The sequence below is a fragment of the Streptomyces echinatus genome, from assembly GCF_014203595.1.
Classification (GTDB): Bacteria; Actinomycetota; Actinomycetes; order Streptomycetales; family Streptomycetaceae; genus Streptomyces; species Streptomyces echinatus.
Map to the genome: position 1 here is coordinate 20,521 of NZ_JACHJK010000019.1, position 24,526 is coordinate 45,046.

Genomic DNA, 24,526 nt, shown 5'->3' on the forward strand with positions numbered 1-24,526 from the left:
CCGCAGCATGAGCGCGAGCTGAATGACGCGGTCGAGCCAGGGTGGCCCGGATAGCGGCCGGGGCGACCTGCAGGTCTGGAACCAAACCGATGCGCCTGAGGTATCGCATCACCAAGCAGCGGATTCACATGCGCTGTCGTGCAGGGGGTAAGTGTTGCCACCGCTGTAGTAGCGGCCGGTGACTAGTGTGCACCACTTCTGGTTCCCGGATTGGTTGTTGGCGATCGCAGTGGCCGACAGCTGGGGCGCAGCTGCAGCTGTTTCGGCGGAATCGACCTCTGCGCCGTCTCGTGTCAGGACCACATCGATCTCGATGTCCGTGACGGTGGCGCAGTAGATGTGGCCGGTCGCGTGGACGCTCGGCGATCGGTACCAGGGGGTGCCGGCGAAGCGAAGCAGGAAGTAGCGGCGGAGATGTATGCATCCCCACTCGCGTAGGTGGCACTCGATACCACCATCGTTGCAGTGATCGCCGTGAGGGTGGCGAGGCTCCAGGAGACTCGCTTGGTCATTTCTCCTCCTTGAGTCATGGCCATGGCGACGCTCGCAGAGCGTACGGTTTCACCTGTTTAGGGAGCAATGGGCCGATACCACCTGTTACAGCCGAATCGTGTTCAGCTGCAACAGGTGAGGGAATCAAGGTCCCTTCGAGACCAGTGGTGGGCGCGTCGTCGTCCGCCCCGAGTCGGATCGCGTCTGCGGCTCGTTTGGGCGTTACGTCGGGTCTGACTTGCGATACGTGCGGCGTCCTGGCCCGACAACGCAGCCGGGCATAGAACGTCCTCGGGATCGGACGTGGAGCAGGACCCAGCCGCCGGTAGCTGTCTCTTCGGCAGCCGAACGAACGCGAGCCGGACGAGAGATCAGTTGAAGGGGTGCGGTACGTCCCATCCACCGCAATCTGTCTCAACGCCGTCGTCGACGATGCACTCCTTGACCTCGAAGGGCTGCTCTGTGTCGGCTTCCCAGCGGTACCAGCTGTCACTACGGGACTTGCTGTTGCCCTTACCTGAAGCGGTGAGCTGCCAGGGGGTGCTAAATCCCCCGCTGATTAGGCGCCACCGGAAGTACATACGCGCGCTTGCGTAGTCACCCTTGGTGTCCTCGACGGTCGCGTGCACGGTCCATGTGTCTTTGTCATAGCCGGTGAGCGCATAGTCGCCGTGGGCCCATGCCCCCACGACGTCGGCCTGAGTGTCGGTCGCGTTCCAGCTGGTGGCTGCGGCTTGTGCACTGCTGCCCATGGCGAAGACCGTCGCCAAAGTCAGGGCACTGGCGGCTGCGGCCAAAGAGACCTTTTGTCCTGTGTTCTTCAAGAGGAGCACCTCCAGAGGCGGGTGTCACACGCTTCGACTGCCGGCGGGACAGCTGAACTCGGTAAAAGAGCCTGGCTTCCTCGTACGGTTCCGGTTGGCCTCCGCAGGCATCTCTGCACGGCGGAAGCTGATCCGGCTCCCTCTCCCGGCAGGCTCCCTTGACCGGCCGGCTGTCGCGGGCTGGACGGGTTTGCATCACTGATTTCAGCGGCTCTCGCATTGTTTGGCGGTCCTGTTCTGCGGACCAAACAATGGCTGGTCACGATCTCGCGAGGGCGTTGTGAGGCTCCGTAGCGTCGCCACTGACCTGGTCGTGAGGCTGCTGGAGGGGGCGGGAAGTGTGGCGGGACGTCGTGAAGTGCCGGTGGATCCTGCCGCAGGACCGGCGCAGCGGTTCGCGCAGGAGCTGCGCAAGCTGAGGCAGGAGACCGGCGGCCTTACCTATCGGGTCATGGCTCAGCGTGTGGAGTATTCGGTCACCACGCTGTCCCAGGCGGCGGCGGGCCAGAAGCTGCCTTCTTTGGAGGTGACGCTGGCCTACGTGCGCGCCTGCGGCGGTGATGAGGATGAGTGGCGGGAGCGCTGGCGGCAGGCGGCTGCGCTGGCGGCAGCTGTGCCCGGCGAGGGTTCCGGCACGCCGCCGCCCTATCGCGGCCTGGCCCGCTTCGAGCCGGTTGATGCCAAGCTGTTCTTCGGCCGTGAGAGGCTGACCAGCCGGCTATTGAACCTGTCCCGTGACCGCCGCTTCACCGCTGTGTTTGGCCCCTCCGGGAGCGGCAAATCCTCGCTGTTGCGGGCCGGGCTGATTCCCCGATTACGTGAAGGTATTGACCCCGCACTGCGTCCAGCGGCGATCCGCGTCCTGACTCCCGGTGAGCACCCGGTGGACACCCACGCATCCCGTCTGATTCCGGTGCCGGACACTGACGGGGACACCTGGCTGATCGTGGACCAGTTCGAAGAGCTTTTCACCCTGTGCCGGGATGCGACCGAACGCACCGACTTCATCAACCGGCTGCTCACCTCCCTCACTTCTGGCAGCCGGCTGCGCGTGGTCGCCGCGGTCCGGGCCGACTTTTACGCCCACTGCCTGGAACACCCTGGCCTCACCGCGGTGCTGCGGGACGCCACCGTTCCGGTCGGACAGATGAGCCGTGAAGAACTACGAGAGGCGATTGTCGGACCGGCCGCCGCAGCCGGGCTCGTCGTGGAGCGCGCTCTGACCGCCCGGCTGCTGAACGATGTCGAGGGCGAGCCGGGCGCGCTTCCGATGCTGTCGCACGCGCTGCTGGAGACCTGGCGCCACCGCACCGGCCGCACGCTGACCGAGAGCACCTACGAAGCCGCCGGCACCCTGCACGGTGCCATCGCCAAGACCGCCGAAGGCGTCTACAACCGCTTCACTGAAAGCGAGGCACACACAGCGCGCCGTCTCCTGCTGCGTTTGGTCACCCCTGGCGACGGAGCCCCCGACACCCGCCGGCCCGCAGAACGTGCCGAGCTGCAAACTACCAGCGGTCAAGCAACCGCCCAGGTACTGGAGGCTCTGTCCGCCGCGCGCCTGCTCACTTTTGACAACGACACCGTTGATCTCGCTCATGAGACCCTGCTGACGGCCTGGCCACGACTGCGCGGCTGGATAGAGACCGACCGCGAGCGCCTTCGCGCGCACCGGAAGCTGACCGAAGCCGCCCGCGTATGGGAAGAGCTCGCTCGCGATCCGGGGGCTCTGTACCGGGGCACCCTCCTTGACACCGCGCAAGAACACTTCGCTGGCGGGTCCGCGCAGGACCTGACCGTTCTGGAACACGATTTCCTCGTCGCCTGCCTCACCGCACGAGAGCAGGAACAACACCGCGCGGCCCGTACTGCCCGGAAGCTGCGCCGGTCCGCTGTCGCTCTGTCCGTCCTGCTCGTCCTGTCCCTCATCGCCGGTCTTACCGCCTTTCGCCAGAGCCAGTTCTGGAAGCGAGAGCAGCTGCGGGCCGAGGCACGCCGTATCGCAGCGCTGGCCGACGGCATACGTTTCGAGGATCCGAAGAGAGCCATGTTGCTGAGCGTGGCCGCATGGCGGTTGGCGGATCTTCCCGAGACGCGATCGACGTTGCTCGCCGCGGCGTGGCAGAAGGAGGCGGACGCTTTCACGGTGTCTGGCGGTGATCCGGCCGCAGGCCAGTTTCTCGACTTGGACGGGCGGACCGTGATCAGTGCCGGAAGGAAACGGGTGAGGCAATGGGATGTGTCGACGCATCGGCAACTGGCCTCCTTCGCAGGCCTTGGAGCGTACGCCGACGACTATCCCGAGGTGAGTCCCGAGTCGCACACTGCCGTGCTGAACAGCGACAGCGGCGTGCGACTGTGGAACCTGGCCGAAGGCCGGCCGGCAGGTCGGCCGCCGGTCCGCGGGGCTGTAGGACAGATGAGCCCCAGCGGGCGGACCGTCATCGTCTACGGTGCGGACCACAGCGTGCAGCTGAGGGAAATCGCCAGTGGCCGTCTGCTCCTGGAGCGGCGTGCCGGTGCCGCCGACGGCCCTGTCCGGGGCAAGGCGAGCCCTGATGATCGTTTGCTGGCGTTGTGCCGCGGCAGTTCCGCCCGGCTGGAGGTGTATGACACGAACAGTCGGCGGGAGCTGACCGCTGCGCAGTTGTCGAAAGCCCGATCCGGATGCCGCGGCCTGCAGTTCTCCTTCAGCCGGGACAGCAGGGCGCTGCTGACCCTCACCGCGGACAAGATTCTGTTCTGGGAAGTGGCCTCGGGCAAGCTCCTCCATACCGTCGGGCACCCGGGAACCGTCGAAGCGGTCCTGAGCCCGGACGGGCAGTTCCTGGCGGCCATCGACCCGGACGAAATCCTCGTCTGGCGGGTCAGGGGCCCTGCCGGTCCGGTGTTCCGTCACTCCCTCGTCGGTGAAACGGCCAGTTCACTGCGCTGGGCTCCCGGCGGCCGCACGCTCCGCTATCTCGCAGGCCTCCACGCATCCACGGTCAGAACTCTCCAACTCGGCCCTGTTGTGGACTTCGTCTGGTCCCGCCGACCGCACATGCAGGTGGCTTTCACCGAGGACGGCAATGTTCTGACCACTGCTCACTCCTCCCCAGACGGTGACACCGTCCTCTTCGGGTTCCGTGACCTGCGCAGCGGCCGCCTGCACCGCGCTGACATGCACTGTCCCGCCGCCGCGGCGGGACCGGACGCCGGTGGGCGCTGTCATAGCCTTGTCGCACTGACCCCGGACGGACGGATGCACGTGTACGGCGTCACCCGCGCGACCGGTTCCCGTCAGCAAACAACCCTGGTCGCCGGCGGCGCTCAGGAGGGCAGGCGGCTGGACATTGCAGTCTCCGGCACGAAGACGAAGCCCATCCGGGACATCGAGGTGAGTCCAGACGGGAGGCTTCTCTACCTCCCGCGCTCCCAGGACGACCGCAGGGTGACCGACGCCCAGTTCATCGCCGATGACCAGCGCCTTGAGATCTGGGACCTACACCGCCGGAAAAGGGTCCGAGTCCTTCCCGGCGTGGGAGGAGATCTACTCGCGCTACGCCCGGACGGCAGATTGCTCGTCACCTCTTCCGGGCAAGTGGTCGATCTCCCCTCCGGACGGGTCACGCGCCGTGTGCTGAGTCAGGACACGGTTCGGGCTCTGTCCTTCAGCAGCGACGGGAAACATCTCGCGGTCGGTGACGCAGCCGGTCGCGTCACCGTCTGGGACAGCCGGGTAAGGCGGCGGACGTTCTTCGCTGCCACCAGGGGCGGCACCGCAAAGAGCACCACGGCGGTTTCGGCTCTGGCGTTCTCTCCGGACGGCCGCACGCTGGCAGCGGGTACCCGCGACACCATCCAGTTATGGGACACGGCCTCGCCTCAGCAGTACGGCTTCTCGCTGCCCAGCACCGGTGATACGCCCTTGTCCATGGCCTTCACCCCGGACGGAAGAAGGCTCAGCACAGCAGGGGGCCTCACGCCGCTGTACACGTACGTGACAGACCCCCACTGGGCAGCCGACCGGACATGCCGACGCGCCGGACGAACCCTCTCGCGCGCTGAATGGAAAGCCGCCCTTCCCCGCACCCCGTACAGGAACGTGTGCCAAGAGCACTGAGCCGGTCGTTGCGGTACGGGTACGCACCAGAAGCGGTTCCGCTTCCTGCTCAACGGCCGATCGGGAGGCGCAGGATGAGCACCCCTGCCAACGCTGCCCTTCGCGGACCCGTCACGCAGACAGTTTCCCAACGGTAAAGCTGAAATCGCCCCACCTGCCGCTGTTGCCGTGCCCTGCGTTCAGGGAGTCAGGCAGCTCTCAGGTCGGGGGCCGCGGGCCGTACCACGACACATTCGTATGTGGGCGGAGCAACGCGGCGGCGCAGTCATTCGCCGTGCGGGCGGTGTCGACCCACTGCGCGCCGGAGGCGGCCGCGCAGACGGCCGCCTCCGGGATCGTCCGGCACCGGTAGGTACCGAGGGCGAGTTCTGCGGTCACAGTAGGCTCTCCACGGGCGCAGCCTGCCCGGCAACGAGCTCCTGGGCCAGGGCGGCGACGTCCTCCAGGGCGAGGCCGGCCGTCTCCGCGAGCGTGGCCAGGTCCACGGTCCGGCCGTCGGCCAGCGGGCGCAGCACCGCTTCCGCCTCGGGCGCGCATTCGTACACGGTGCCGACGGCGGACGGCGTCACCGTGTCCTCGCCGACGTCCAGCACCGCGCGGGCCGTCGTCAGCCGGACCCCAGACCGCCGTCGTGGCGATGGCGATCACGGACAGGACGCGGATGCGGGCGGCGCGGGTGTCGCCGCTCATGCAGGCGCGGATTCCGTCCTCGTCCAGGTGAGACCAGTAGGGGAATGACGCCCTGGCGTAGCCACCGAGGCGGGGGCGGATGACCCGGCCTCCAGGAGCCAGGCGCGGTCGACATGCAGGATCACGCGGCGGCACCGCCGGCACCGCTCGTGCCGACCGCCTCGTCGAAGGCCGGCCCCCAGGCGGTGACGAAGCCGCCCACGGCCGTCACGAACCGGCGCCGGGCGACATCGTGCTCGAGGACCCGTCCGGCCAGTTCCGGCACCGTGACGCCGGTCCGCTCGGCCTCCTCGACGAGGGCGTCGTACGCCGCGTCGTCGACCGGTACCTGAATCTCTCTGGCCATATCGGCAGACTAGCAGCGGCCCAAGCCCGCCCAGAGAGCTTCGCAAGACGCCCCCCGGGGGGGACGTACAGGCGGCCCTGGGCCCGGACTGAGCAGGGTCGAAACTGTCGGCTTGCGTGGGAGGCGAGGTCGTCTCGACCGGCCTGGGGAGAGGGGCGCGGCATGCGCTGCTGTCCGGGCCTGTGGGCCTCGCACGCGGTGCGTAGCAGGGGTGTTGTGTCGGTGGGGGGCATGTAGCGTTGGCCGGCAACCGAACTCGCAGCAGGAATCACCATGCCACTCACCGGGGAGCAGTCCGCTTCCGTCGCCGTGCCGGTCGCGCGGCAGCGTCGGCCGCGGCGGCCGCGGCGGTCGACGGTCCGTCACGGCCAGGCGTCGTGCGCCGACTACGGCTGCGCCCGCGCTGAGTGCCGCCAGGCAGCCTTGCGTGCCCGCCGTCGGCGCGACCAGGACCGCGCGCGCGGGCTGTCCGCCCGTGTCCCGCCGCATGCCGCCGCCCGGTGGGCCGTCCGGCTGCGCGGGCAGGGCATGTCCGCGCAGGACATCGCCGACCGGGCCGGCCTGTCCGTGACCCTGGTCCGCCGCGTCCTGCGGACCCCCGCGCACGACACCACGGTCCCGGATATCGCCCGTACTTCCGCGGACGCCATCCTCGGCATCCCCCTCCCCCACCGCCGCAACCCCGGCGCCCCTGGCCTGACCGACTCGGGGGAAGCATCCCGGCTGCTGGGCGACCTGGCACGGGCCGGATGGCCCGCCACCACACTCGCCCACCGCTTGGACGTCAACCCACGCACTGTCGCCGAGGTCCGCGACAAACGCCCCCCCTCCGCCTCGAGCTGGCCCTGCGGATACGCCGTCTGCACCGCGACCTGATCAACCTCAACCCGGCCGGCTACGGCATTCACCCCACCGACATCGCCCGCACCCGCGCCGCAGCCGCCCGCCGCACGGCGGCGACAGCCAGCTGAGGCAGGTAGCTCCCCACACGATCCTCAGCGCCGGAGCGAACCACTCAGATCGCTGACCTGCATATTTCTGTGAACTGGTTTTCTTGCGGCGTAAGTTGGCCAAGCGGTTTGGCCAGTGGGCTGTCGACTGCGTGCAGCAGGAGTTGGCGGGGCGGTGTTCCAGCCGTGATGCACGGCTCCGGGTTGTTGCACGTCAGGGTGGCTGCCGGCCGGGAACATCGCGCGGGATGGGGGGGATCTGGTCGACGCGAGTGATGACAGGCAGCGTTCCTCGTCGTCGCCCGCCGCCGGTGGGCCCGGCAGGGCGGGCGAGGGGACGGTAGGGGGCGCGTGCCTTAGCCGGGCAACGGGTCCTGCGCAGTCAGGGCCAGGCGGTTTCGTTTGGATCACCGAACTCGGCTCCATCAGCGCGTGCGGCTCCCGAGCGGAGGCGGCCTCGACGCAGTCGGTGACCCCGCTGGTCCGCGGGGACGGGGATCACTGCGCGCATACGCGCTTCCGCAGGTGCTCGCGGATGGCGCGCGACGAGTACGCCTTGTGGGCCAAGACCATGCCGGGCCGGGTGCGGGGCCGTCCCCGGCGGCGCTGGACGCGTATGCGTACCCTCACGTCCGCGAATGCGGGTGCGTCGCCGGCCTGACCCGCAGTGAGGAAGAAAGCCAGGGGGCGTCGGAGCACCAGGCACGGTCCGGCGGATCATGTGACCGTGAGGCACCACGTTGGTTCTCCCGGGCCGGCCTGCGCCCGTTTGTGAGGCGTGTCTACGCCTCGCGTACGGGCAGGACCGCCAGTGCGGTGTCCGCAATGTTCCGCAGCGTCTCAGGGTCCAGGCCGGCCTTGCCTACCGCCTCGATACCGCGGACCACCGTCAGCAGAAGTGCCGCCAGCCGCTCCGGATCCGCGGCGCTGTCGATGTCGCCGTGGCGCTGGGCGGCGCTGATCTCCGTCCGCAGCAGGGTCAGCAGCGCCGTCATGGTCTCGGCCGACCGCCCGGCGACCGTCGGATCGTGCTGGGCCAGTTCCGCCGCGCCCTTGGCCAGCAGGCACCCGCGGCGCTCGGTGTCGGAGGCGGTGTTCTCCGCCATCAGGTGCACGTACCCCGACAGCCGGGTCAGGGCCTCGGCGTCCGGGCCGCCTGCCAGCTGCCCCTCGGCCACCTCGACGACTGCGGTGCACCAGTCGCCGAACACGCGGTGGAACAGCTTGCCCTTGTCGCCGAATGCGCCGTACAGGCTGCCCTTGCCCAGGCCGGTCGCCTGGGCGATGTCGTCCATCCGGGTTCCCGCATAGCCGGTCGCCCAGAACTGTTCCCGGGCCCGCTCCAGGACCTGTCGTTCGTCGAATGCGCGTGGTCTCGGCATGGTCTCAGCCTATCCATTCTTGACTCGATCGTCCATTACTGTCTACGTTATGGACGATCGATTCCATAACTGAAGGGGTTCGACATGCCAGGCGTGCTGCAGGAGAAGGTGGCCGTGATCACCGGAGGGACCAGCGGGATCGGGCTGGCCATCGCCCACCGCTTCGTCCGGGAGGGCGCACGGGTCTTCGTGACCGGCCGGGACATCGACCGCCTCGAAGCGGCGGTCAAGGAGCTGGGCCCTGCGGCCACCGGCGTACGATCCGACGTCTCGGTCCTGGCCGATCTGGACGCGCTCTACACGCGAGTACGCGAGGAGACCGGACGCATCGACGTGCTGGTGGCCAACGCAGGAATCGTCGCGGACGCCGCGCTCGGCGGCCACACCGAGGCGAACGTCGACCTGACGCTCGCCGTCAACGTCAAGGGCCCACTGTTCACCGTTCAGAAGGCGCTTCCGCTGCTGGCGGAGAACGCCTCCGTCCTGGTCATCGGTTCGAGCAACAGCGTGCGGCCCAATGAGCAACTCGAGGTCTACAGCGCCTCGAAGGCGGCGGTGAGCAACCTCGTGCACAACTGGGCCCGGCAGTCGCGGGAGCGCCGATTCCGGGTCAACGTCCTCAGCCCGGGACCCACCCGGACCCCTGCCCTGCTGCGCGCCGCGGGCCAGGACGCCGACCGGTTCGCCGAGGCTGTCGTGCCACTGGGGCGGCTGGCCGACGCCGAGGAGATCGCCGAGGCCGCCCTCTTCCTGGCTTCGGACGCCTCGTCGTTCGTCACCGGTGCCGAACTCTTCGCCGACGGCGGCTACACCCGGGCCTGAACGACGGCCGGCGGTGCGCATCCGGTCGCCTCGAAGCGATGGGGCGCCCTCCCGGCCGCGCGTGTGCGTCGTACGAGGCCCAGTGCGCAGGAAGCAACGAGAGTGGCCTTGCCTGCGCCGAGGTGGCCAGGCCGAGTCCGCGGCCGCCCGCCATCCCGGCGGCCGGCCGCGGACACACTCCGTGACCGGGGTGAGCTGCGGGGCGTCGCCCCACTGCCCGGGGTGATCAGCAGGCGAGCGGGGGCGACGTCCGCCCTCACCGGCAGGGTGGATCTTGCAGGTCAGGCCGCCCCGTGAGCGCCCCAGGCCCTCATCGGGGCGGTGCCGCAAGGGCGTGTGCCTCTTCCCGGAAGCCACGGGGGTTTCTCAGGACCCCGACGCCGATCGCCTGGTACCTCGGTTGCCCGGAAGCGGACGCGGTGTGTGCTCGATGTTGTCGTGTGGCGCTGAGGTTCCGGGCGAATGGCGCGGTGGTTCAAGTGCGTGGCACGTCAGCTTCCTAAGCTTCGACGGCAGAGGGGGAAAGCGGGCCGTACCAGACGGTACGCACCGAGGATGAGAGAGGCGTGAGCCAAGAGGAGTCCAGCCGCGTGGCCGTACGCGGGTAGCGGGGCCGAAAGGAATATCCGTAGCGGGGCGAACGGTCGTGGCCAGGCTTGCCGTGCCTTGGCCCGTCGGATCGAGGCGCCTGTCTGCCGCCGGGTCGCCAGGCGTCCGTCAGCGCCCGCGACGTGCGTCTGCGAGTGGAGCCTGGCCGCGGCCGGGCCGGGCCGGGCACCGACCCGCGTGAGAACGCCCTCCCTCCCTCTTTCGGTCCCCTCTCGTAGGTGAACGTCATCAGCTCTTCGATCACCGAGGAGCTGCCTTCTGAAGCCCGGTGGTCGGACAGCGCTGCCGTGGGAAAGCGGAGACATGATGGGCAGACAACTCTATGACTACGTCGTGGTGGGGGCGGGTACAGCGGGCTGCGTGATTGCCTCGCGGCTCTCGCAACGCCCCGGCGTGCGAGTCCTGTTGTTGGAGGCGGGAGCCCGGGACGCGACCGAGGCGATGGCATCTCCCTGGGGATTCCTGGAGTTCGCCCCGTCATCCCTGTGGCTGAGCGCCTCGACCGTACAGGCCGGTACCGGCCGGACCGCCGACGTGCTGCGGGGCAAGGCGCTCGGCGGATCCTCGAGCATCAACGGCCTCTACCACCTGCGCGGGCACCGCTCCGGTTACGACGAATGGCCCGGGCTCGGTGCTCCGGGCTGGGGCTTCGACGATCTGCTGCCCTACTTCCGCCGCAGCGAAAGCGCGCGCGGTCGTGACGCCTCCGTACGGGGCACGGACGGGCCGGTCCAGGTCGCCCCGGTCCCCGAACCTCACTCCCTGGCCGCGGCGGGCATCGAGGCCGCGGCGCAGGCGAGACTTCCACGCGCCGCTGACATCGGCAGCGGGCTGGAGACCGGCTTCGGGTGGAGCGACATGAACCTGCCCGGCGGCGCCCGCCAGAGCGCGGCCGACGCCTACATCCGTCCGTTCTTCGACCGGCCGAACCTGGACGTCGTCACGGACGCGACCGTGCTACGGCTGCGCACCCGCGCGGGCCGCTGCACCGGCGTCGAATACACCAAGCGCGGCGAGCACCTGGCAGTGGAGAGCGCCGAGGTGGTCCTGACCGCGGGGGCCATAGGTTCTGCACACCTCCTGATGCTGTCCGGGATCGGCCCGGCACGACACCTGCACGAACACGGGGTCGATGTCGTCGCCGATGTACCGGGAGTGGGCTCCCATCTGCAGGACCATCCGCTGGCGGCCGTGGTGTACGAGGCCAGCCGGCCCGTACCGTTCGTTCCCGCCAACCCGCCGGCCGAGATGATGGGCCTCCTCTACAGCGATGCCTCCGCGGTGCGCCCGGACCTCCAGGTCTACGTCGTCGCCGCACCGCTCCCTTCGGCAGGGGGCCAGGCGCCGGCCAACGGCTACTCCATCGCCTTCTCGGCGATGGCGCCGCACAGCAGCGGCACCGTGCGCCTGGCGGACGCCAACCCCGCCGGCGCTCCCGTGGTCGACCCCGGCTACCTGAGCGATGACCGCGACCTGGAGGTCATGCGCAAGGGTCTGGCCCTGGCACGCCGCATCGGGGAGGCCGACGCGTTCGCCGCCTGGCGCAAGCAGGAGTCGGTACCGGGCCCCGGCACGGGCGGCGATGACGTGGACGAGTTCCTCCGCAAGGCCACCGGACCGTACTTCCACTTCACCGGCACCTGCCGCATGGGAACCGACGCCGATGCCGTCGTCGACCCGGCCACCCTCCGCGTCCACGGAATGGGCGGACTGCGCATCGCCGATGCCTCGGTGATGCCGTCCATCCCGTCGGCCAACACCAACGCGACCGTCTACGCCATCGCCGAACGGGCCGCCGAACTGCTCGACTGAGCCCCCTGCAGCTCGCCCACGGCGCCGCCTCCTCAACACGCGCTCACCCCCGGTCCTGGGGCGTGTGGCCCGACCTCGGCTCAGCAGCCCGTCGAGCGCGACGAGCAGACCCGCTTCCATCTGCCCTGCGCATCGCGTCGCCCCCTCGACCTGCCCCTCACCCCTCCTCAGACAGGAGTACCACCATGTCCGCAACCCTTCCGAGCATGGACGTCGCCACCTCCGACGCCGAATTGCTGGCCCACACTGCCGTCGCCGTGCGCACGGCCGGTTCGGCGCTGCGCGAGCGCTTCGGCCAGGTGGTCCGCTATGGGACCCGCGAGGAGCTGATGAGCGCGCTCGCCGCCAACGACGACACGGCCCTCGACGTCCTGCGCCCCCGCCTCACACGGCTGCGCCCGGACGCCGGCTGGGTGGAGGAGGAGCTCGACGGCGGAGCACTGCCGCCCGGCGAGTGGTGGGTCGTGGACCCGGCCGAAGGCAACGTCAACCACCTCCACGCCCTGCCCGAGTGGGCGGTCACCGTCACCCTCGTACGCGAGAACCGGCCCGTACTGACCGTGGTCCACCTGCCGTTGACGGGCGAGACCTGCACGGCGCTCGCGGGAGCCGGCGCCCACCTCGACGGACGCCCGCTGTGCGTCTCCGAGACCGCGGAGCTCGGCCTGAGCATCGTAGCCACCAGCCAGGCCCGGCCGGACGAGGACGCGAAGGTCGTACGCCTCATAGGGTCCTCCGTCACTGCGATGCTCTTCGACGCGCTCGTCGTGCGCACCTCCGTGCCCGCGACCCTGCACCTGGTGAACGTGGCCGCCGGCCGGCTCGACGTCTTCTGGCAGTTCGCCGGAGCCCGCGCGGACCTGCTGCCCGGGGCGCTGCTCGTCACCGAGGCGGGCGGCCGCATCTCCGATGCCGAGGGCCGCCCATGGACCCCGCAGAGCGAAAGCTTCCTGGCCGCCGCGCCCGGCGTTCACGCCGAGGCCGTCGCCACCCTCTCCCGCTGACCCGCACCACACAGTCCACGCACGGAAAGACCGGATCACCATGACCACGATCGCAGTACTCGGAAACGGCCGCGTCGGCGGCAACCTGGCCGCAGCCCTCACCCGGGCAGGGCACGAGGTGACGGTGGCCGGCCGAGAGCCGGGCGCCGCCGCAGACGCCGCCCGCACAGCCCGGGTCGTCATCAATGCCACGCCGGGCGCCGGCTCCCTGGAACGCCTCGCCGCCCTGCGCGACGAACTGCACGGCAAGATCCTCGTGGACGTCTCCAACGCCACCACAGACGGACCGGACGGCCTGCCCGCCGACCTGATCCACCCCGGCTCAAGCCTCGCCGAGCAACTCCAGGAAGCCCTCCCCGAAACGCACGTCGTCAAGACCCTCAACACCATGCTCTTCCCGGTGATGACCGCGCCGGCCACGCTCACTCAGCCGCCCACCGTGTTCCTCTCCGGCGAGGCCCCGCCGGCCAAGGAGACCGTCCGCGAACTGCTCACCGACCTCGGCTGGAGGAAGGAGTGGATCACCGACCTCGGCGGGATCCGGACCGCCCGCGCCGCTGAGGCCGCGATCCTGTTCGTACCGCACGTCATCCGCACCAGCGGATTCACCCCCTTCGCGATCTCGATCGCCCGCTGACCGCCTGGCCGTGCCGACCGCACGGAACGGCAGCCGGCGCGGTGTCGACCGGTTCCCGTAGGGGTGCTCGACCGATCACGGCGACTTCGGCACCGTCAGGAGCGAGCGCGAAAGCGACCCGCGGCCCCTGCTGCGCAGGCCAGGAGAAGCCTGAACAACAGGGGCCGCCTCGCCCGTTGCCGAAGCTGATCTGTCCGGCACGGAATCCTCAGCTCCGCCCCTCGACCGCCTGCCCCTGTGCCGTCCGTAGGAAGATGGGCCCAGTGCCCACATGAGCCATGCCGGCGTCCTACGGAACACGATCACCACAGGTTGGCGTTGAAGCAATGAATACGAGGGACCGCAGAGGGATACGTCGCACCGGAGCGGGAGCCGACGGCGCCCGCGGGGTCTTCACCGTGGACTCGACCGCGCCGGGTGCCGCACCGCGGGGACTCGACGCCTTCCGGCGCGGCTGGCAGACGCAGATCGGCGACGACGTCTTCCAACTACCGGCCTTCAGCGCGGAGACGATCGGCGACTTCCGCGTCAAGGGCAACGTGACCAAGGTGCACGGCGCGGCGATCGCCGACCTTCACGCCGCCTCGGCCACCCGGACTGCCGACGTTCCGGGCGGCGATCAGGATCTGGTGGCCATGTACATCGTGCGGCGCGGCGCATGGACTCTGGGCGGAGCGCCCGGACACGGCGACCGGGCGGTGTCGGCCGGGCAGTTCCTCGTCCGCCACCTCGGGCGTCTGACGGCCTTCGAGACATCGGCGGACCTCACGGCGAAATTCCTCGTCCTCCCACCCGGCGAGCTCAAGCCCCTGCTCGGGAACCGGGCCGTCACCGGGCCGGCGGAATCGGCCGAAGTGCGCTTGCTGACGGCCCTCACCGACATGATCCACACAACCGTGGCCGACCTCGGCCCGGCCGGTGTGGCAGCCGCTCAGGGCACCCTGATCGAGTTGGCCAAGGCGGTGGCGAAGGGCCGATTCGACGATGTGGAACCCCGGCTGGCCCCCGCCCTCACCCAGGCCGCCAAGGACCTCGCGGACCGCCGCCTCACTGATCCGGAACTCTCTCCGGCGATGCTCGCACGTGAACTCAACGTCTCCGTCCGTACCCTTCACCGGGCATTCGCCGCGGTGGGCGAGCCGGTGGGCACCTACATCCGCCGCCGGCGCCTGCACGAGGCCCGCCTCGCCCTTGCCGCCCCGTCACGACTGAGCGTCTCTTCACGCGTGCCTTCAAGAAGCACTTCGGCCAGACTCCCACCGAGTACGCCCGTGCTACCGAAGCAGCCTCGCTCTCGCCGCACCAGCCCCCGCCGAGCCACGCGCCGGCCGAAAGCGCCTGACCTAGCTGGGCTGTCCCGGGACGTTGGTGACACGCGTGCTGGGTGCTTGAACAGGTGAGGGCCTTCCGGGTTCGGTGTGCACTGCGACATCTACGACCGACCGCAGGAGGCCCTCGTGTCCCACCGTCATGGGCGGTGGACGCGGCGATGTTGCAGCGGGCCGCCAGGCGCACCGGTCCGATCCGGTGTTCCGCGGCGCAGATGGACGACGTGCGCCTCGATCGCGGGCGCTGTGCGGCGTGGCTGGTGGTGCGGGCGGCTGGAACGGTCGCGCATGCCCTCGGCGCCCGACAGCCGGTAGCGGCCGGCCCACCGGGCCGCGGTGGGTGTGGCTGACCTGGAAGCGTTCCGCGGCCCGCCGCGACGGTCGACCGTCGTCCACGACACACCGGGCCAGACGCAGCCTGCCGGTCGGGCCAGCGGGGCGGCCGCCTGCGACCGGGCCACCGGCGAAACCAGTCCGCCGCTACGAACGCTCCCGGCCCGGCGAACCGGCCTAGACCGATCTGACGCCCGTGGCGGTTGGGTTCAGCAACGAGGAGGGCGCGTTGTTCCAGCAGCCCTTCTGGGGGTCACTGTCGCTGACCGGCCGGATCGACGACTTGCCGCGGGACCCGCGGGACTTGAACGGCCTGTCGCTGCGTGAGCCTCTGCGGCTGGCAGGGGGAGATCTGGACGCCCTGGAGACCGCAGCCTGGCCGCCGGGATCGATCGCGGCCTACCTGAGCTGCACATCGAGCAGGGGCCCGTGCTGGAGCGGACCGGCTTTCCCATCGGGGTGGTCGACTCGATCGTGGGTCGTACCGTCATCGACGTCGACATCACCGGCCAGGCCGGCCATGCCGGTACCACTCCGATGCCGGGACGCCGGGATGCCCTCGTCGCCGCCGGTCACATCGTTAAGGCAGCGGAACGCCAAAAGCCGCGACCGTCGGCCGGTTGTCCCTGAAGCCAGGGTTGACGAACGTCATCCCCGGCGCCGTGTCGTTGACCGCCGAGCTGAGGGACGGAAGTCGGTGGCGACTCGTCACGGCGGAGCGGGAATTCCGGGGCGAGGTCGCCCTGATGGGGAAGCAGACGGCTACGAGGTGAAGGCGAAAGCCTCTCTGCGCATCGACCCCGAGGTCGCCGATCCGCGCATTCGTGACATCGTCGCGACGGCGGCCTCCCGGCTCGGACTCACGCACACCACCACGCCCAGCGGAGCCGGGCACGACGCGGAAGTGATGGCGAGTGCGGCACCGTTCGGCATGATCTTCGTGCCCAGCCAGGAGGGACTGAGCCACGTTCCGGGCTTCCGCTCCATCTGCATCAGCGGCTACTGACTCCTTCGGGCCGCCGCAGGGCATGTCGGACAAGCGGTTCAGTGCTTGCACCGCCGACTCTGGTGCCGCCTACGACCCGCAGACCGGCTACAGAGGAGTGCAGGCCCGGGTGTGCTGGGGCGTCGCTGCTCGTGCGTCAACGCTGGCAGCTTCCGAAGGTGACTACGTACGTACCGGCTCCGCTCGCGCCAGCTCCGGCCGGGTCGGCCGCTCCGGCCTGTACCCCGCGCCCGATCTCACGCAGTCCGGGATCGAGGATGTTCGCCCGATGGGGCGGTGAGTTCATCCACCAGTTGGCGGCGGCGTTCGGCGTACCCGAACCGCCCCAGCCGGTGTAGGCGATCTCGGCGACCCGCCAAGACACGGGGTTTGGGCAGTAGCCGGCCCCCAGGATACGGCTCTGCGGCGTCGAGCCGGTCTGCGGGTTGACGTGCGGGTTTCTGCCCGGCCCCCACCACCTCTGCTGCACGGCCGCGAAGGCGTGCTGCTGAGCCGCTGTGGTCAGGTTCTGATTGAGAGTCAGGGCTGGAAGACCGCGTTGTGTGCGCTGGGCATTGATGAGGCACACGACATCGGAGGTCGCGCACGCCTGAGCCCAGGCCGGCGACGCGGTGAACGGCACGAGTGTCGTCGACAGGGCTCCGGCCACCACGACGCCCACTGCGGTTCCGGTAAGGGAGACCCGGTTCCTCATGGAAGTTCCACCTCCGCGATCACGAAACAGTAGGTGTCGGTCGGTGTGAGGAGCTCCCCAATTCTTGGATCCACCTCTCAGACTGCCACCCGGCTCCCCTGATCGCTATCCAGTGCGAGAGGGCGACCCAGCCCACTCCGGCCGCTACCCCTCCCGCCAGCGCAAAGCCCGGTACTCCCCCTCCGGCGCCGGACCCCGGTACTCCCCCACTCCAGCGCAAAGCGGTGAGAAGTTTCGCGGCTCGCTGTCGTGCAGACAGCGCCGCTCAGCGCGCCACCTGCGTCGCGCCGGACTGGGGAATTCGACTTCGGTCGGCACACCGTCCCGGGCCAGGCGGGGCAGACCTGTGGCGACCAGGGACCCGAGGAACGCCACCGCAAGAGCTTGGCGAGCAGTGCGGGGCCGGCAGGACCCGGATCACCGTACCCAGGAGGTCGTCACCCGGCTGCCACAACCTGGTCGGCTGTGACCTGCGAAGGGTTGAGGAGCAGCGACGTGAGGTCGTCCCGTACGAAGTCCGCCGACCGACTCCTCGGCCCCACCCCAGTCTTCGAACAAACGAACCCCTGCCCGCCGCCATGGGCAGTGGAGCCTAGGAGGAAGTCCTGTCCCCGGCCGCCAGGTGGGCAGCCACGTCATGGTTGGCGATGCGTCCCGCCAACACCCGCGGGCTCACGCCATGGCCGTTGTCCCGGTCAGGGTCGGCGGCGGCCTCCAGCAGCAGCCGGATCGTCGCACCCTCTCCCTGCGAACAGAACACCGCCCTCCACAACGGCGTATTGCCATGGCGGTCCACGGCATCAACCGCCGCACCCGCGGCCAGGAGTACCTCGACGACCGGTGGGGCCTGAGCCTGAGCCGCGAAATGCAGCGGCGTCCAGCCCGCATCATCGGCCACCCCCGCGGCGGCACCTCCGGCCAAGAGCACCCTCAGACCATCCGCGTCCCCATCGGCAGCCACATAGTGCACCGCCGTCCGCCCCAACCGATCCCGATCCGTCACGCCGACCATCCTCACCCGGCTCGACCGAACAGACAGGGGGCACCGCCCGAAATCCCGACGAAGCCGGTGACTGCCTGGGAAGCGCGCAAGACCAGTCGGATGTGGGCCTCCGATCGCAGGTGATGACCGGTCGCCCGCGCCTTCGGGGGGAATCTCGTGGCACAGCTTGTCCGCGAGCAGCACGTAGACGTGTGCGTGAGTGACTACCCGTTCGGGCTGCAGGAATCCGACGACGCCCTCCTCGATCTGCTGTTCCCGGGCGACTTCGACGTCGGCACGTTCCTGAGCACGCACCCGGGACGCCTGGACATCACCAGCGCTGGGCACACCCACACCGCTTCCGTCACGGTCGAAGTCTGGGACGGGCCTGCGCCGGCGCAGGACCCGGCCGACTGGGAGGAGCAGGCGGAAGCGGACTTCGAGTCGGTCAGCGGCCAGGTCGCGATCTGGTCGATGAACGTGGGCCGGCTCGATGACCTGATCACGCTGGCGGACCAGGGCGGATCGTGGCGCGTGCGCATCAGTTCCTCGGGCCGGGCTGCGGTCCGGGCTTTGGCCGAGAGCGAGCAGAGCATCGAGGCAGTAGAGCGCTATCTCGTGCAGCTCTGGCCTGCACAGCTTTTCGCGGTCCACCGGTGGACCCGCCCGCCCTCTGGCCGCCGCCCGGGGCCTTAATGATGCAACCATCCACGGATCTCTCGGACAGTTCCAGGCCGATCAACCGGTCGTACGCTTCCAGCACGAGAACGTGCACCACTTCGGATGTGCAGGGCGATCGCGGTGGACAGCGGATCACGCGCCCGCTGCGGTGAGGCCGGCGCGGTCTGCCGCATCCGAGTCACTCAGCGTCGGATAGTCGGTGTAGCCCTCGGCTCCGCCCGTGTACATCAAGCCGTAGTCGCGCACCTGGTTGACGGGGGCACCGGTGCGCAGCCGGTGCACCAGGTCCGGGTTGGCCAGGAATGGCCGGCCCAGCGCGATCAGGTCGGCGCCCGCGGCGAGCAGCCGCCGGGCGGCGGCCTTTCCGCCGTCCTCGGGCAGCGGGCCGCCCCAGCCCAGCACGGGGTTGGCGATGAGCGTGCCGGGCCAGGCCGCGCGCAGTTCGCGGAACAGCGCCTGGTCGGGGTCGGCGAACACGACGTGCAGGTAGGCCGGGCCGATCTCGGCGAGAGCGGCGACCAGCTCCGGGTAGATGGCCTCGGTGTCGCCTTCGGCCATGGCGTTCGCGGTGACACCGGGGGCGATGCGGACGCCGACCCGCTCGGCACCGATCGCGTCGACTACGGCGCGGACGACCTCGACGGTGAACCGGATGCGGTTGGCGACCGGTCCGCCGTAGGCGTCGGTGCGCCGGTTGGTGTCCTGGCCGAGGAACTGGTGAAGCAGGTAGCCGTTCGCGGAGTGCACCTCGACTCCGGCGAAGCCCGCGGCTATCGCGTTCCGTGCGGCGTTCGCGAAGTCCTCTACGGTGGCCCGGATTTCGTCGACCGTCATCTCGCGCGGCACCACCGACGGACGCGAACCGGAGGGGGTGTGCATCGGGTCGGGGTACGGCACCGGGGAGGGCGCGACGGGCTGGAGTCCGCTGGTCTCCGGGTGGCCGATCCGGCCGCCGTGCTGGAGTTGCAGGAACATCCGGCCGCCCGCGGCGTGCACGGATTCGGTGACCGCCCGCCAGCCCTTGACGTGCGCATCCCGGTAGATGGCCGGGATGTTCGGGTACGTCGCGCCGACTTCGCTCGGGGTCGTGGCCTCGGCGATGATCAGCCCGGCGCCGGCCCGCTGTGCGTAGTACTCGCCCATGATCGGCAGTGGAGTGCCGTCGGCGGCGGCCCGGTTGCGGGTCATCGGGGCCATCACGAGGCGGTTCGGCAGGTCGAGCGGGCCGAGCCGGGCGGGCTCGAACAGGTCACGGGCGGCGGAGGTGGCGGCGGGGATGGGGTTCGCGGTCATGGCAGGGGTCCTTTCAGGATCCGAGATCTGAGATCCGAGATCCGGGTTTCGGGTCTCGGCTTCGGCTTCGGCTTCGGCTTCGGAGAAGGTACGGATGCGTCGGCGCGTGTGGAGTTGACGCTCAGTCCTGGGGCGCCGGATGCGGCCTCGGCCGGCCGCCGCTTGAGCTGAGGCCGCCGTCGACGGCGAGCACGGTGCCGGTGGTGAACGTCGCGTCGGCGGCCAGGAAGAGCGCGGCGCGGGCGACTTCGTCGACGGATCCGCGGCGCCCGAGGGGCGGTGCTGTGTAGCGCCCGGGGCCTCGGGCAGCGACTTCGGCAAGCGTGTCGATGGCGCCCGGCGACACGGCGTTGACGCGGACACCGCGGTCGGCGAGTTCGACCGCGAGTGCCCGGATGAAGGCGTGCACGCCCGCGTCCGGCATGCCGGACCGGCAGGTGTCCGCCGTCACCGTGGTGAAGACGATGGCGCCGTCGTCGGCGACCAGTGCTGCCAGCGCCGGGACGGGAATGTACGCGCCCTTCGCGGCGGCGGTGGACTGCCGGTCGTAACGCTCAGTCCCGGACTTCGCCTCCGGCTCCGCGAGCCGCTCCACGGTGCCGGACTCGGCGCTGAAGAACAGCATGTCGACGGTGCCGAAGGCGCTCTCCGCCGCCGAGGCGAACGCCGCGACGGCGCCCTCGGCGGACAGGTCGCAGGCGACCAGGGAGGCCGCGGAGCCCAGTTGGCCCGCGACATCCGTGAACCCGTTCCCCGCGCCGCCGGTCAGCAGCACGCGGGCGCCGCCTTCGACGAGGCGCTTGGTGATCGCGAGGCCGATCCCCGTGGTGCCGCCGACTACGACCGCCTTGCGGCCTGTGTACTTCGGCATGATCCGCTCCCTCCGGTCGCTCCGACGTGCCGTTCTTCCGACAGGGACGACTCTGGCCGCGGGTGCTTCGGATCGGCTGATGATCCGCTGACGGTGCCCCGGGACGCACTGTGTAACGTGCAGATATGCGTTTCGGGGTGCTTGGGCCGCTTGCCGTGTGGGACGCCTCGGGTGACCCGGTGAAGGTCCCCGAGGCGAAGGTCCGCGCGCTGCTGGCCGCGCTGCTCGTCCAGGAGGGGCGGGTGGCCTCCGTGGACCGGCTGGTCGACGAGCTGTGGGGGGACGAGCCGCCCGGTAATGCGGTCAACGCCCTCCAGGCCAAGGTGTCCCAGCTGCGCCGCGCGATCGGCCGGGACCGCGTGGTGCGGCAGGGCGCCGGCTACCGGCTCGCCCTCGCGGCAGCCGACGGCTGCGGCGATGCCGGCGAGGTGGACGCCTCGCGGTTTCTGGCGCTGGTCGCCGACGCCCGCGCCGTCACCGACCCCGAGGAACGCGCCGCCCGGCTGGCAGCCGCGCTGGGGCTGTGGCGCGGCCCGGCGTACGCGGACTTCTCCGACGAGGAGTTCGCCCGTGCCGCGGCCTACCGGCTCGACGAGCAGCGCCTCGCCGTGCTGGAGGAGCACGCCGAGGCCCGCCTCGAAGCGGGCGACGACCCGCTGCTCACCGGTGAACTCGCCGGCCTGGTGGCCCGGCACCCGCTGCGTGAACGGCTGCGTGCCGTGCAACTGCGGGCTCTGTACCGGGCGGGGCGGCAGAGCGAGGCGCTGGCCTCGTACGCCGACCTGCGCAGCCGCCTGGCGGACGAACTGGGACTCGACCCAGGGCCCGGCCTGGCCGCGCTGCACGACGCGATCCTTCGGCAGGACCCCTCGCTGGAGGCGCGGACGCAGCGGAGGGAAGGCGCCGCGGGCGCGGCGCGACCGCACGGGCAGTCCATCACTGCGGCCACTGGCATCGGCCACGCACACGGTCCCGTCGACGGCAGCGCGTCGCCGGCGGAGTTCGGTGCGGTCCCGGGCAGCGACGCATCCCTTACGGTCCCCCCCAACCTCCCGGCGGACCTCACCCCGCTGATCGGACGCGACGCGGTGCTGGCACAGGTCGCACGGCTCATGGACGAGTCGCGTCTGGTGACATTGACCGGCCCCGGCGGGGTCGGCAAGACGCGGCTGGCGATCGCCGCCGCACGGCGCCTGACGGGCGCCGGCCGCTCCGCCGCGGACGACCTGCACCGATCACGGACGTCGGCGCAGGCCTTGTCGGCAGGCCTCGAACCGGGCACCCCGGACGGGCGTCCGCCCGTCGCCGCCGGTGCCGCGGCCCCGGCGTGCCCGCGGCTTCCCGACAGCGTCAGGTTCGTCGAACTCGCCGGGAGGCACGGCGATGCCGCCGATCTGGCGGCCGAGGTCGCCGCCGTCCTCGGCATCCGCGACGACACCCCCGCGGGCGCTCCGCGCCTCGGCATGCCGTCAGCGCCCGCCGAACGCCTGGTCCAGGCGTTGCGAGACCGGTCCGTGCTGCTCGTGCTGGACAACTGCGAGCACGTGGTCGAAGCCGCCGCGGAGTTGGCCGCCCTGCTGCTGCGCGCCGCGCCGGAAGTAAGGATCCTGACGACAAGTCAGGAGCCGATTGCGGTCGCCGGCGAGGCCGTCGTGCTGATCGAGCCGCTCGAATCGGCGGAGGCACAGGCGCTGTTCATGGCACGGGCGGCGGCCGCCGCACCGGGGTTCGGGCCGTCCGAGGACGACGGCGACCTGGAAGCGGTGGCGGAGGTCTGCAAGCGCCTGGACGGCATCCCGCTCGCCCTCGAACTGGCCGCGACCCGGGTTCGGGCGCTCGGCGTCCGCGGTCTGGCGGACCGGCTCGGTGACCGGTTCCGGCTTCTGACGTCCGGCCGCCGTGACGCGCCCGCGCGGCAGCGCACGCTGCGCGCCGTGATCGACTGGAGCTGGGAACTGCTCGGCGCGCCGGAACGCATCGTGCTGCGGCGACTGGCCGTGCACCGCGACGGCTGCACGCTCGACGCGGCCGAGGCGGTGTGCGCGGGCGACGGTGTGGACGGGACGGACGTCCTGGACCTGCTGACCCGGCTGGTCGAGCGGTCGTTGGTCGTGGTCGTCACGGGCCCGACAGGGACGCGCTATCGGCTGCTGGAGACGGTCGCCGCCTATGCCCTTGACCAGTTGCACGAGATGGCGGACGCGGCCGACACCCGGTACCGGCATCTGCGCTACTACCAAGCGCTCGCCGAGGACGCGGAAGCGAAGCTGCGCGGCGCGGACCAGCAGCGCTGGCTGACCGTGCTCGACGCCGAGGCGGCGAACCTGCGCGCCGCCCTCGATGAGGCGTTGGACCGGCCGGAGCCGTCCGATGCGGCCCGGCTCACCGCCTCGCTGTGCTGGTGGTGGCTTCTGCGCGGCCGCCTCACCGAGGCCCGGCGCCGCCTCGACGCCGCCTTGAAGGCCGCCCCGGGCGATGCCGAACTCTTGCTGCTTCACTACGCGTTCGCCCGCATGACCGGAGAAGGCGCGGCGGCCGTCGACGGCACCGCCGACGCCGTGCCGGACCCGGTGCGCCGCGGCCGGGCACTGTGGCTGTGTGCGTACGGAGAGTTCAGCGCGGGTGGCCTGGCGGCGAGTGCAGAGTTGAACGACGCCGCGGTGGCACTGTTCGAGGCGGCCGGGGACCGCTGGGGCGTCGCCGCCGGGCTCGCGCTGCGCGCGATGCACGGGCTCTTCACCGGCGACCTGGCCGCTCTCGACCGCGACGGCGTGCGCGCTGCCACGGCCTTTCAGGAACTCGGTGACCGGTGGGGCGAGTTGCAGACCGTCTCGCCCCTGGCCGCGCACGCGCAGATCATGGGCGACTACGACAAGGCCGAGCGCCGCCAACAGCAGGGCCTGACGCTGGCTGAGGAGCTCGATCTGCACGCCGAGGTGTCCGCACGGCTTTCGGGGCTCGGCCGCCTCGCGCTGCTCGCCGAGGACTGGTCGCGCGCCGCCGAACTCCACGAACGGGCACGGAGGTTGGCCGCCGCTCAAGGCTATCGGTTCGGCGAGGCGGCCGCCGAGACCGGCCTCGCGCTGGGCGCGCGCCGCTCCGGCGCGCTCGACGAGGCCGAGGCACGGCTGCTCAGCATGCTGGCGCGCTTCGCGTCCCCGGCCGGCGACCACCTGCGGCATGCCGAGCTCGGCTTCACCGCCGAGATGCGCGGCGACCGCGGCACGGCGCTCGCCCGCCATCTACGCGGTCTGGACTACGCGTTCGATCTCGCCGAGCCGCGCGCGTTCGCGCTGTCGCTGGAAGGCCTGGCAGGAGCCGAGTCGCTCGCGGCCGGCCCCGACGGCCCGGCCCGCGCCGCGGTGCTGCTCGGCGCTGCCGACACCGCGCGGCGCAGCGTGGGCGCCCCGCTGCCCACCGCGGAACGCGCCGACGTCGACCGGATCACCGCCCGGACGACTGCCGTCTTGGGCGAGAAGGCTTTCCGGGAGGCGTTCGAACGCGGCGCGGGCATGGCACCGGAGGAGGCCGCCGGGCTCGCCCGCACTCCGACGTCGGACTGAGCGCACCTGGCACTGCGCCGGCTCTGATGCAGACTCCCAGCGCTGCGCCAGACCCCGATCAATCCCGCCCTTTCCTGAGCGTGGCGCTTGCCCTGCAACGGC

Annotated in this window: 17 protein-coding genes and 4 pseudogenes; 9 read left to right on the plus strand and 12 right to left on the minus strand. The window is 70.6% G+C overall.

What is annotated here, in order from left to right; translation table 11 throughout:
* Positions 1–863: 863 nt before the first annotated feature.
* Positions 864–1,316: a hypothetical protein gene (locus FHS34_RS36400; protein ID WP_184973689.1), complete on the minus strand. Its 453-nt coding sequence runs from the start codon at positions 1,314–1,316 to the stop codon at positions 864–866.
* A 313-nt stretch (positions 1,317–1,629) separates the two neighbouring features.
* On the opposite strand from FHS34_RS36400, the gene FHS34_RS36405 reads away from it, so the two are divergent.
* A complete protein-coding gene (locus tag FHS34_RS36405) occupies positions 1,630–5,421 on the plus strand; it encodes an nSTAND1 domain-containing NTPase (RefSeq protein WP_225817787.1) in 3,792 nt (1,263 codons plus the stop codon).
* 374 nt (positions 5,422–5,795) lie between these two features.
* On the opposite strand, the gene FHS34_RS36410 is transcribed toward FHS34_RS36405, so the two are convergent.
* Entirely contained in the window at positions 5,796–6,032 is a 237-nt protein-coding gene (locus FHS34_RS36410) for a winged helix domain-containing protein (RefSeq protein WP_372478638.1), read from the minus strand.
* Positions 6,033–6,232: 200 nt separating this feature from the next.
* A complete protein-coding gene (locus tag FHS34_RS36415; RefSeq protein ID WP_184973693.1) occupies positions 6,233–6,457 on the minus strand; it encodes a hypothetical protein in 225 nt (74 codons plus the stop codon).
* Positions 6,458–6,730: 273 nt separating this feature from the next.
* Between FHS34_RS36415 and FHS34_RS36420 the strand changes: the two genes are divergently transcribed.
* A complete protein-coding gene (locus FHS34_RS36420) occupies positions 6,731–7,333 on the plus strand; it encodes a helix-turn-helix domain-containing protein (protein WP_184973695.1) in 603 nt (200 codons plus the stop codon).
* A gap of 525 nt (positions 7,334–7,858) precedes the next feature.
* On the opposite strand, the pseudogene FHS34_RS36425 reads toward FHS34_RS36420, so the two are convergent.
* Together FHS34_RS36425 and FHS34_RS36430 are read right to left on the minus strand one after the other, a co-directional pair.
* Positions 7,859–8,097, minus strand: a pseudogene (locus FHS34_RS36425) (IS5/IS1182 family transposase); the annotation flags it as partial.
* A gap of 92 nt (positions 8,098–8,189) precedes the next feature.
* Positions 8,190–8,789: a TetR/AcrR family transcriptional regulator gene (locus tag FHS34_RS36430; protein ID WP_184973697.1), complete on the minus strand. Its 600-nt coding sequence runs from the start codon at positions 8,787–8,789 to the stop codon at positions 8,190–8,192.
* An 84-nt stretch (positions 8,790–8,873) separates the two neighbouring features.
* Here FHS34_RS36430 and FHS34_RS36435 point away from each other — a divergent pair, with 84 nt between their 5' ends.
* The gene (locus FHS34_RS36435; RefSeq protein ID WP_184973699.1) at positions 8,874–9,611 is read left to right on the plus strand and encodes an SDR family NAD(P)-dependent oxidoreductase; all 738 of its coding nucleotides are present in this window, start codon (positions 8,874–8,876) and stop codon (positions 9,609–9,611) included.
* A 104-nt stretch (positions 9,612–9,715) separates the two neighbouring features.
* Here the strand turns inward: FHS34_RS36435 and FHS34_RS42900 are convergent.
* Positions 9,716–9,971, minus strand: a pseudogene (locus tag FHS34_RS42900) (IS5/IS1182 family transposase); the annotation flags it as partial.
* Positions 9,972–10,526: 555 nt separating this feature from the next.
* Between FHS34_RS42900 and FHS34_RS36440 the strand changes: the two are divergent.
* The 4 genes from FHS34_RS36440 (at position 10,527) to FHS34_RS43890 (ending at position 15,073) form a co-directional block, all read left to right on the plus strand.
* On the plus strand, positions 10,527–12,032 hold the full coding sequence (locus FHS34_RS36440; RefSeq protein WP_184973825.1) for a GMC family oxidoreductase: 1,506 nt from the start codon (positions 10,527–10,529) through the stop codon (positions 12,030–12,032).
* Between the two features lie 185 nt (positions 12,033–12,217).
* Positions 12,218–13,036, plus strand: a complete 819-nt coding sequence (locus tag FHS34_RS36445) for an inositol monophosphatase family protein (protein ID WP_184973701.1) — start codon at positions 12,218–12,220, stop codon at positions 13,034–13,036.
* Between the two features lie 40 nt (positions 13,037–13,076).
* Positions 13,077–13,673 carry an NADPH-dependent F420 reductase gene (locus FHS34_RS36450; RefSeq protein ID WP_184973704.1) on the plus strand — a complete coding sequence of 199 codons (597 nt, stop codon included), beginning with the start codon at positions 13,077–13,079 and terminating at the stop codon, positions 13,671–13,673.
* 398 nt (positions 13,674–14,071) lie between these two features.
* Positions 14,072–15,073 carry a helix-turn-helix domain-containing protein gene (locus tag FHS34_RS43890; RefSeq protein ID WP_225817788.1) on the plus strand — a complete coding sequence of 334 codons (1,002 nt, stop codon included), beginning with the start codon at positions 14,072–14,074 and terminating at the stop codon, positions 15,071–15,073.
* 70 nt (positions 15,074–15,143) lie between these two features.
* Here FHS34_RS43890 and FHS34_RS44235 read toward each other — a convergent pair.
* A pseudogene (locus FHS34_RS44235) lies at positions 15,144–15,418 on the minus strand (helix-turn-helix domain-containing protein); the annotation flags it as partial.
* A gap of 112 nt (positions 15,419–15,530) precedes the next feature.
* Here FHS34_RS44235 and FHS34_RS36465 point away from each other — a divergent pair.
* Positions 15,531–16,340 carry a M20/M25/M40 family metallo-hydrolase gene (locus tag FHS34_RS36465; protein ID WP_225817789.1) on the plus strand — a complete coding sequence of 270 codons (810 nt, stop codon included), beginning with the start codon at positions 15,531–15,533 and terminating at the stop codon, positions 16,338–16,340.
* A gap of 136 nt (positions 16,341–16,476) precedes the next feature.
* Here the strand turns inward: FHS34_RS36465 and FHS34_RS36470 are convergent, their stop codons facing one another.
* From FHS34_RS36470 to FHS34_RS36495, 5 genes and pseudogenes are all read right to left on the minus strand, one after another.
* Complete coding sequence (locus tag FHS34_RS36470; RefSeq protein WP_221509954.1) at positions 16,477–17,034, minus strand: CAP domain-containing protein; 558 nt, start codon at positions 17,032–17,034, stop codon at positions 16,477–16,479.
* Between the two features lie 592 nt (positions 17,035–17,626).
* Complete coding sequence (locus FHS34_RS36475; RefSeq protein ID WP_184973708.1) at positions 17,627–18,046, minus strand: ankyrin repeat domain-containing protein; 420 nt, start codon at positions 18,044–18,046, stop codon at positions 17,627–17,629.
* A gap of 609 nt (positions 18,047–18,655) precedes the next feature.
* Positions 18,656–18,782 (minus strand): annotated as a pseudogene (locus tag FHS34_RS36485) (IS5/IS1182 family transposase); the annotation flags it as partial.
* 47 nt (positions 18,783–18,829) lie between these two features.
* Positions 18,830–19,990: an alkene reductase gene (locus tag FHS34_RS36490; protein ID WP_184973712.1), complete on the minus strand. Its 1,161-nt coding sequence runs from the start codon at positions 19,988–19,990 to the stop codon at positions 18,830–18,832.
* Positions 19,991–20,111: 121 nt separating this feature from the next.
* Positions 20,112–20,861, minus strand: coding sequence for an SDR family NAD(P)-dependent oxidoreductase (locus FHS34_RS36495; protein ID WP_184973713.1), 750 nt, complete (start codon positions 20,859–20,861; stop codon positions 20,112–20,114).
* A gap of 125 nt (positions 20,862–20,986) precedes the next feature.
* Between FHS34_RS36495 and FHS34_RS36500 the strand changes: the two genes are divergently transcribed.
* Entirely contained in the window at positions 20,987–24,424 is a 3,438-nt protein-coding gene (locus tag FHS34_RS36500) for an AfsR/SARP family transcriptional regulator (protein ID WP_184973715.1), read from the plus strand.
* Positions 24,425–24,526 lie beyond the last annotated feature (102 nt).

Excerpts from the sequence above, each read along its gene's own strand:
- FHS34_RS36415 (WP_184973693.1), bottom strand. The coding sequence starts at position 6,457 with ATGGCCAGAGAGATTCAGGTACCGGTCGACGACGCGGCGTACGACGCC.
- FHS34_RS36420 (WP_184973695.1), top strand. The coding sequence starts at position 6,731 with ATGCCACTCACCGGGGAGCAGTCCGCTTCCGTCGCCGTGCCGGTCGCG.
- FHS34_RS36430 (WP_184973697.1), bottom strand. The coding sequence starts at position 8,789 with ATGCCGAGACCACGCGCATTCGACGAACGACAGGTCCTGGAGCGGGCC.
- FHS34_RS36435 (WP_184973699.1), top strand. The coding sequence starts at position 8,874 with ATGCCAGGCGTGCTGCAGGAGAAGGTGGCCGTGATCACCGGAGGGACC.
- FHS34_RS36440 (WP_184973825.1), top strand. The coding sequence starts at position 10,527 with ATGGGCAGACAACTCTATGACTACGTCGTGGTGGGGGCGGGTACAGCG.
- FHS34_RS36445 (WP_184973701.1), top strand. The coding sequence starts at position 12,218 with ATGTCCGCAACCCTTCCGAGCATGGACGTCGCCACCTCCGACGCCGAA.
- FHS34_RS36450 (WP_184973704.1), top strand. The coding sequence starts at position 13,077 with ATGACCACGATCGCAGTACTCGGAAACGGCCGCGTCGGCGGCAACCTG.
- FHS34_RS36470 (WP_221509954.1), bottom strand. The coding sequence starts at position 17,034 with ATGAGGAACCGGGTCTCCCTTACCGGAACCGCAGTGGGCGTCGTGGTG.
- FHS34_RS36475 (WP_184973708.1), bottom strand. The coding sequence starts at position 18,046 with ATGGTCGGCGTGACGGATCGGGATCGGTTGGGGCGGACGGCGGTGCAC.
- FHS34_RS36490 (WP_184973712.1), bottom strand. The coding sequence starts at position 19,990 with ATGACCGCGAACCCCATCCCCGCCGCCACCTCCGCCGCCCGTGACCTG.
- FHS34_RS36495 (WP_184973713.1), bottom strand. The coding sequence starts at position 20,861 with ATGCCGAAGTACACAGGCCGCAAGGCGGTCGTAGTCGGCGGCACCACG.
- FHS34_RS36500 (WP_184973715.1), top strand. The coding sequence starts at position 20,987 with ATGCGTTTCGGGGTGCTTGGGCCGCTTGCCGTGTGGGACGCCTCGGGT.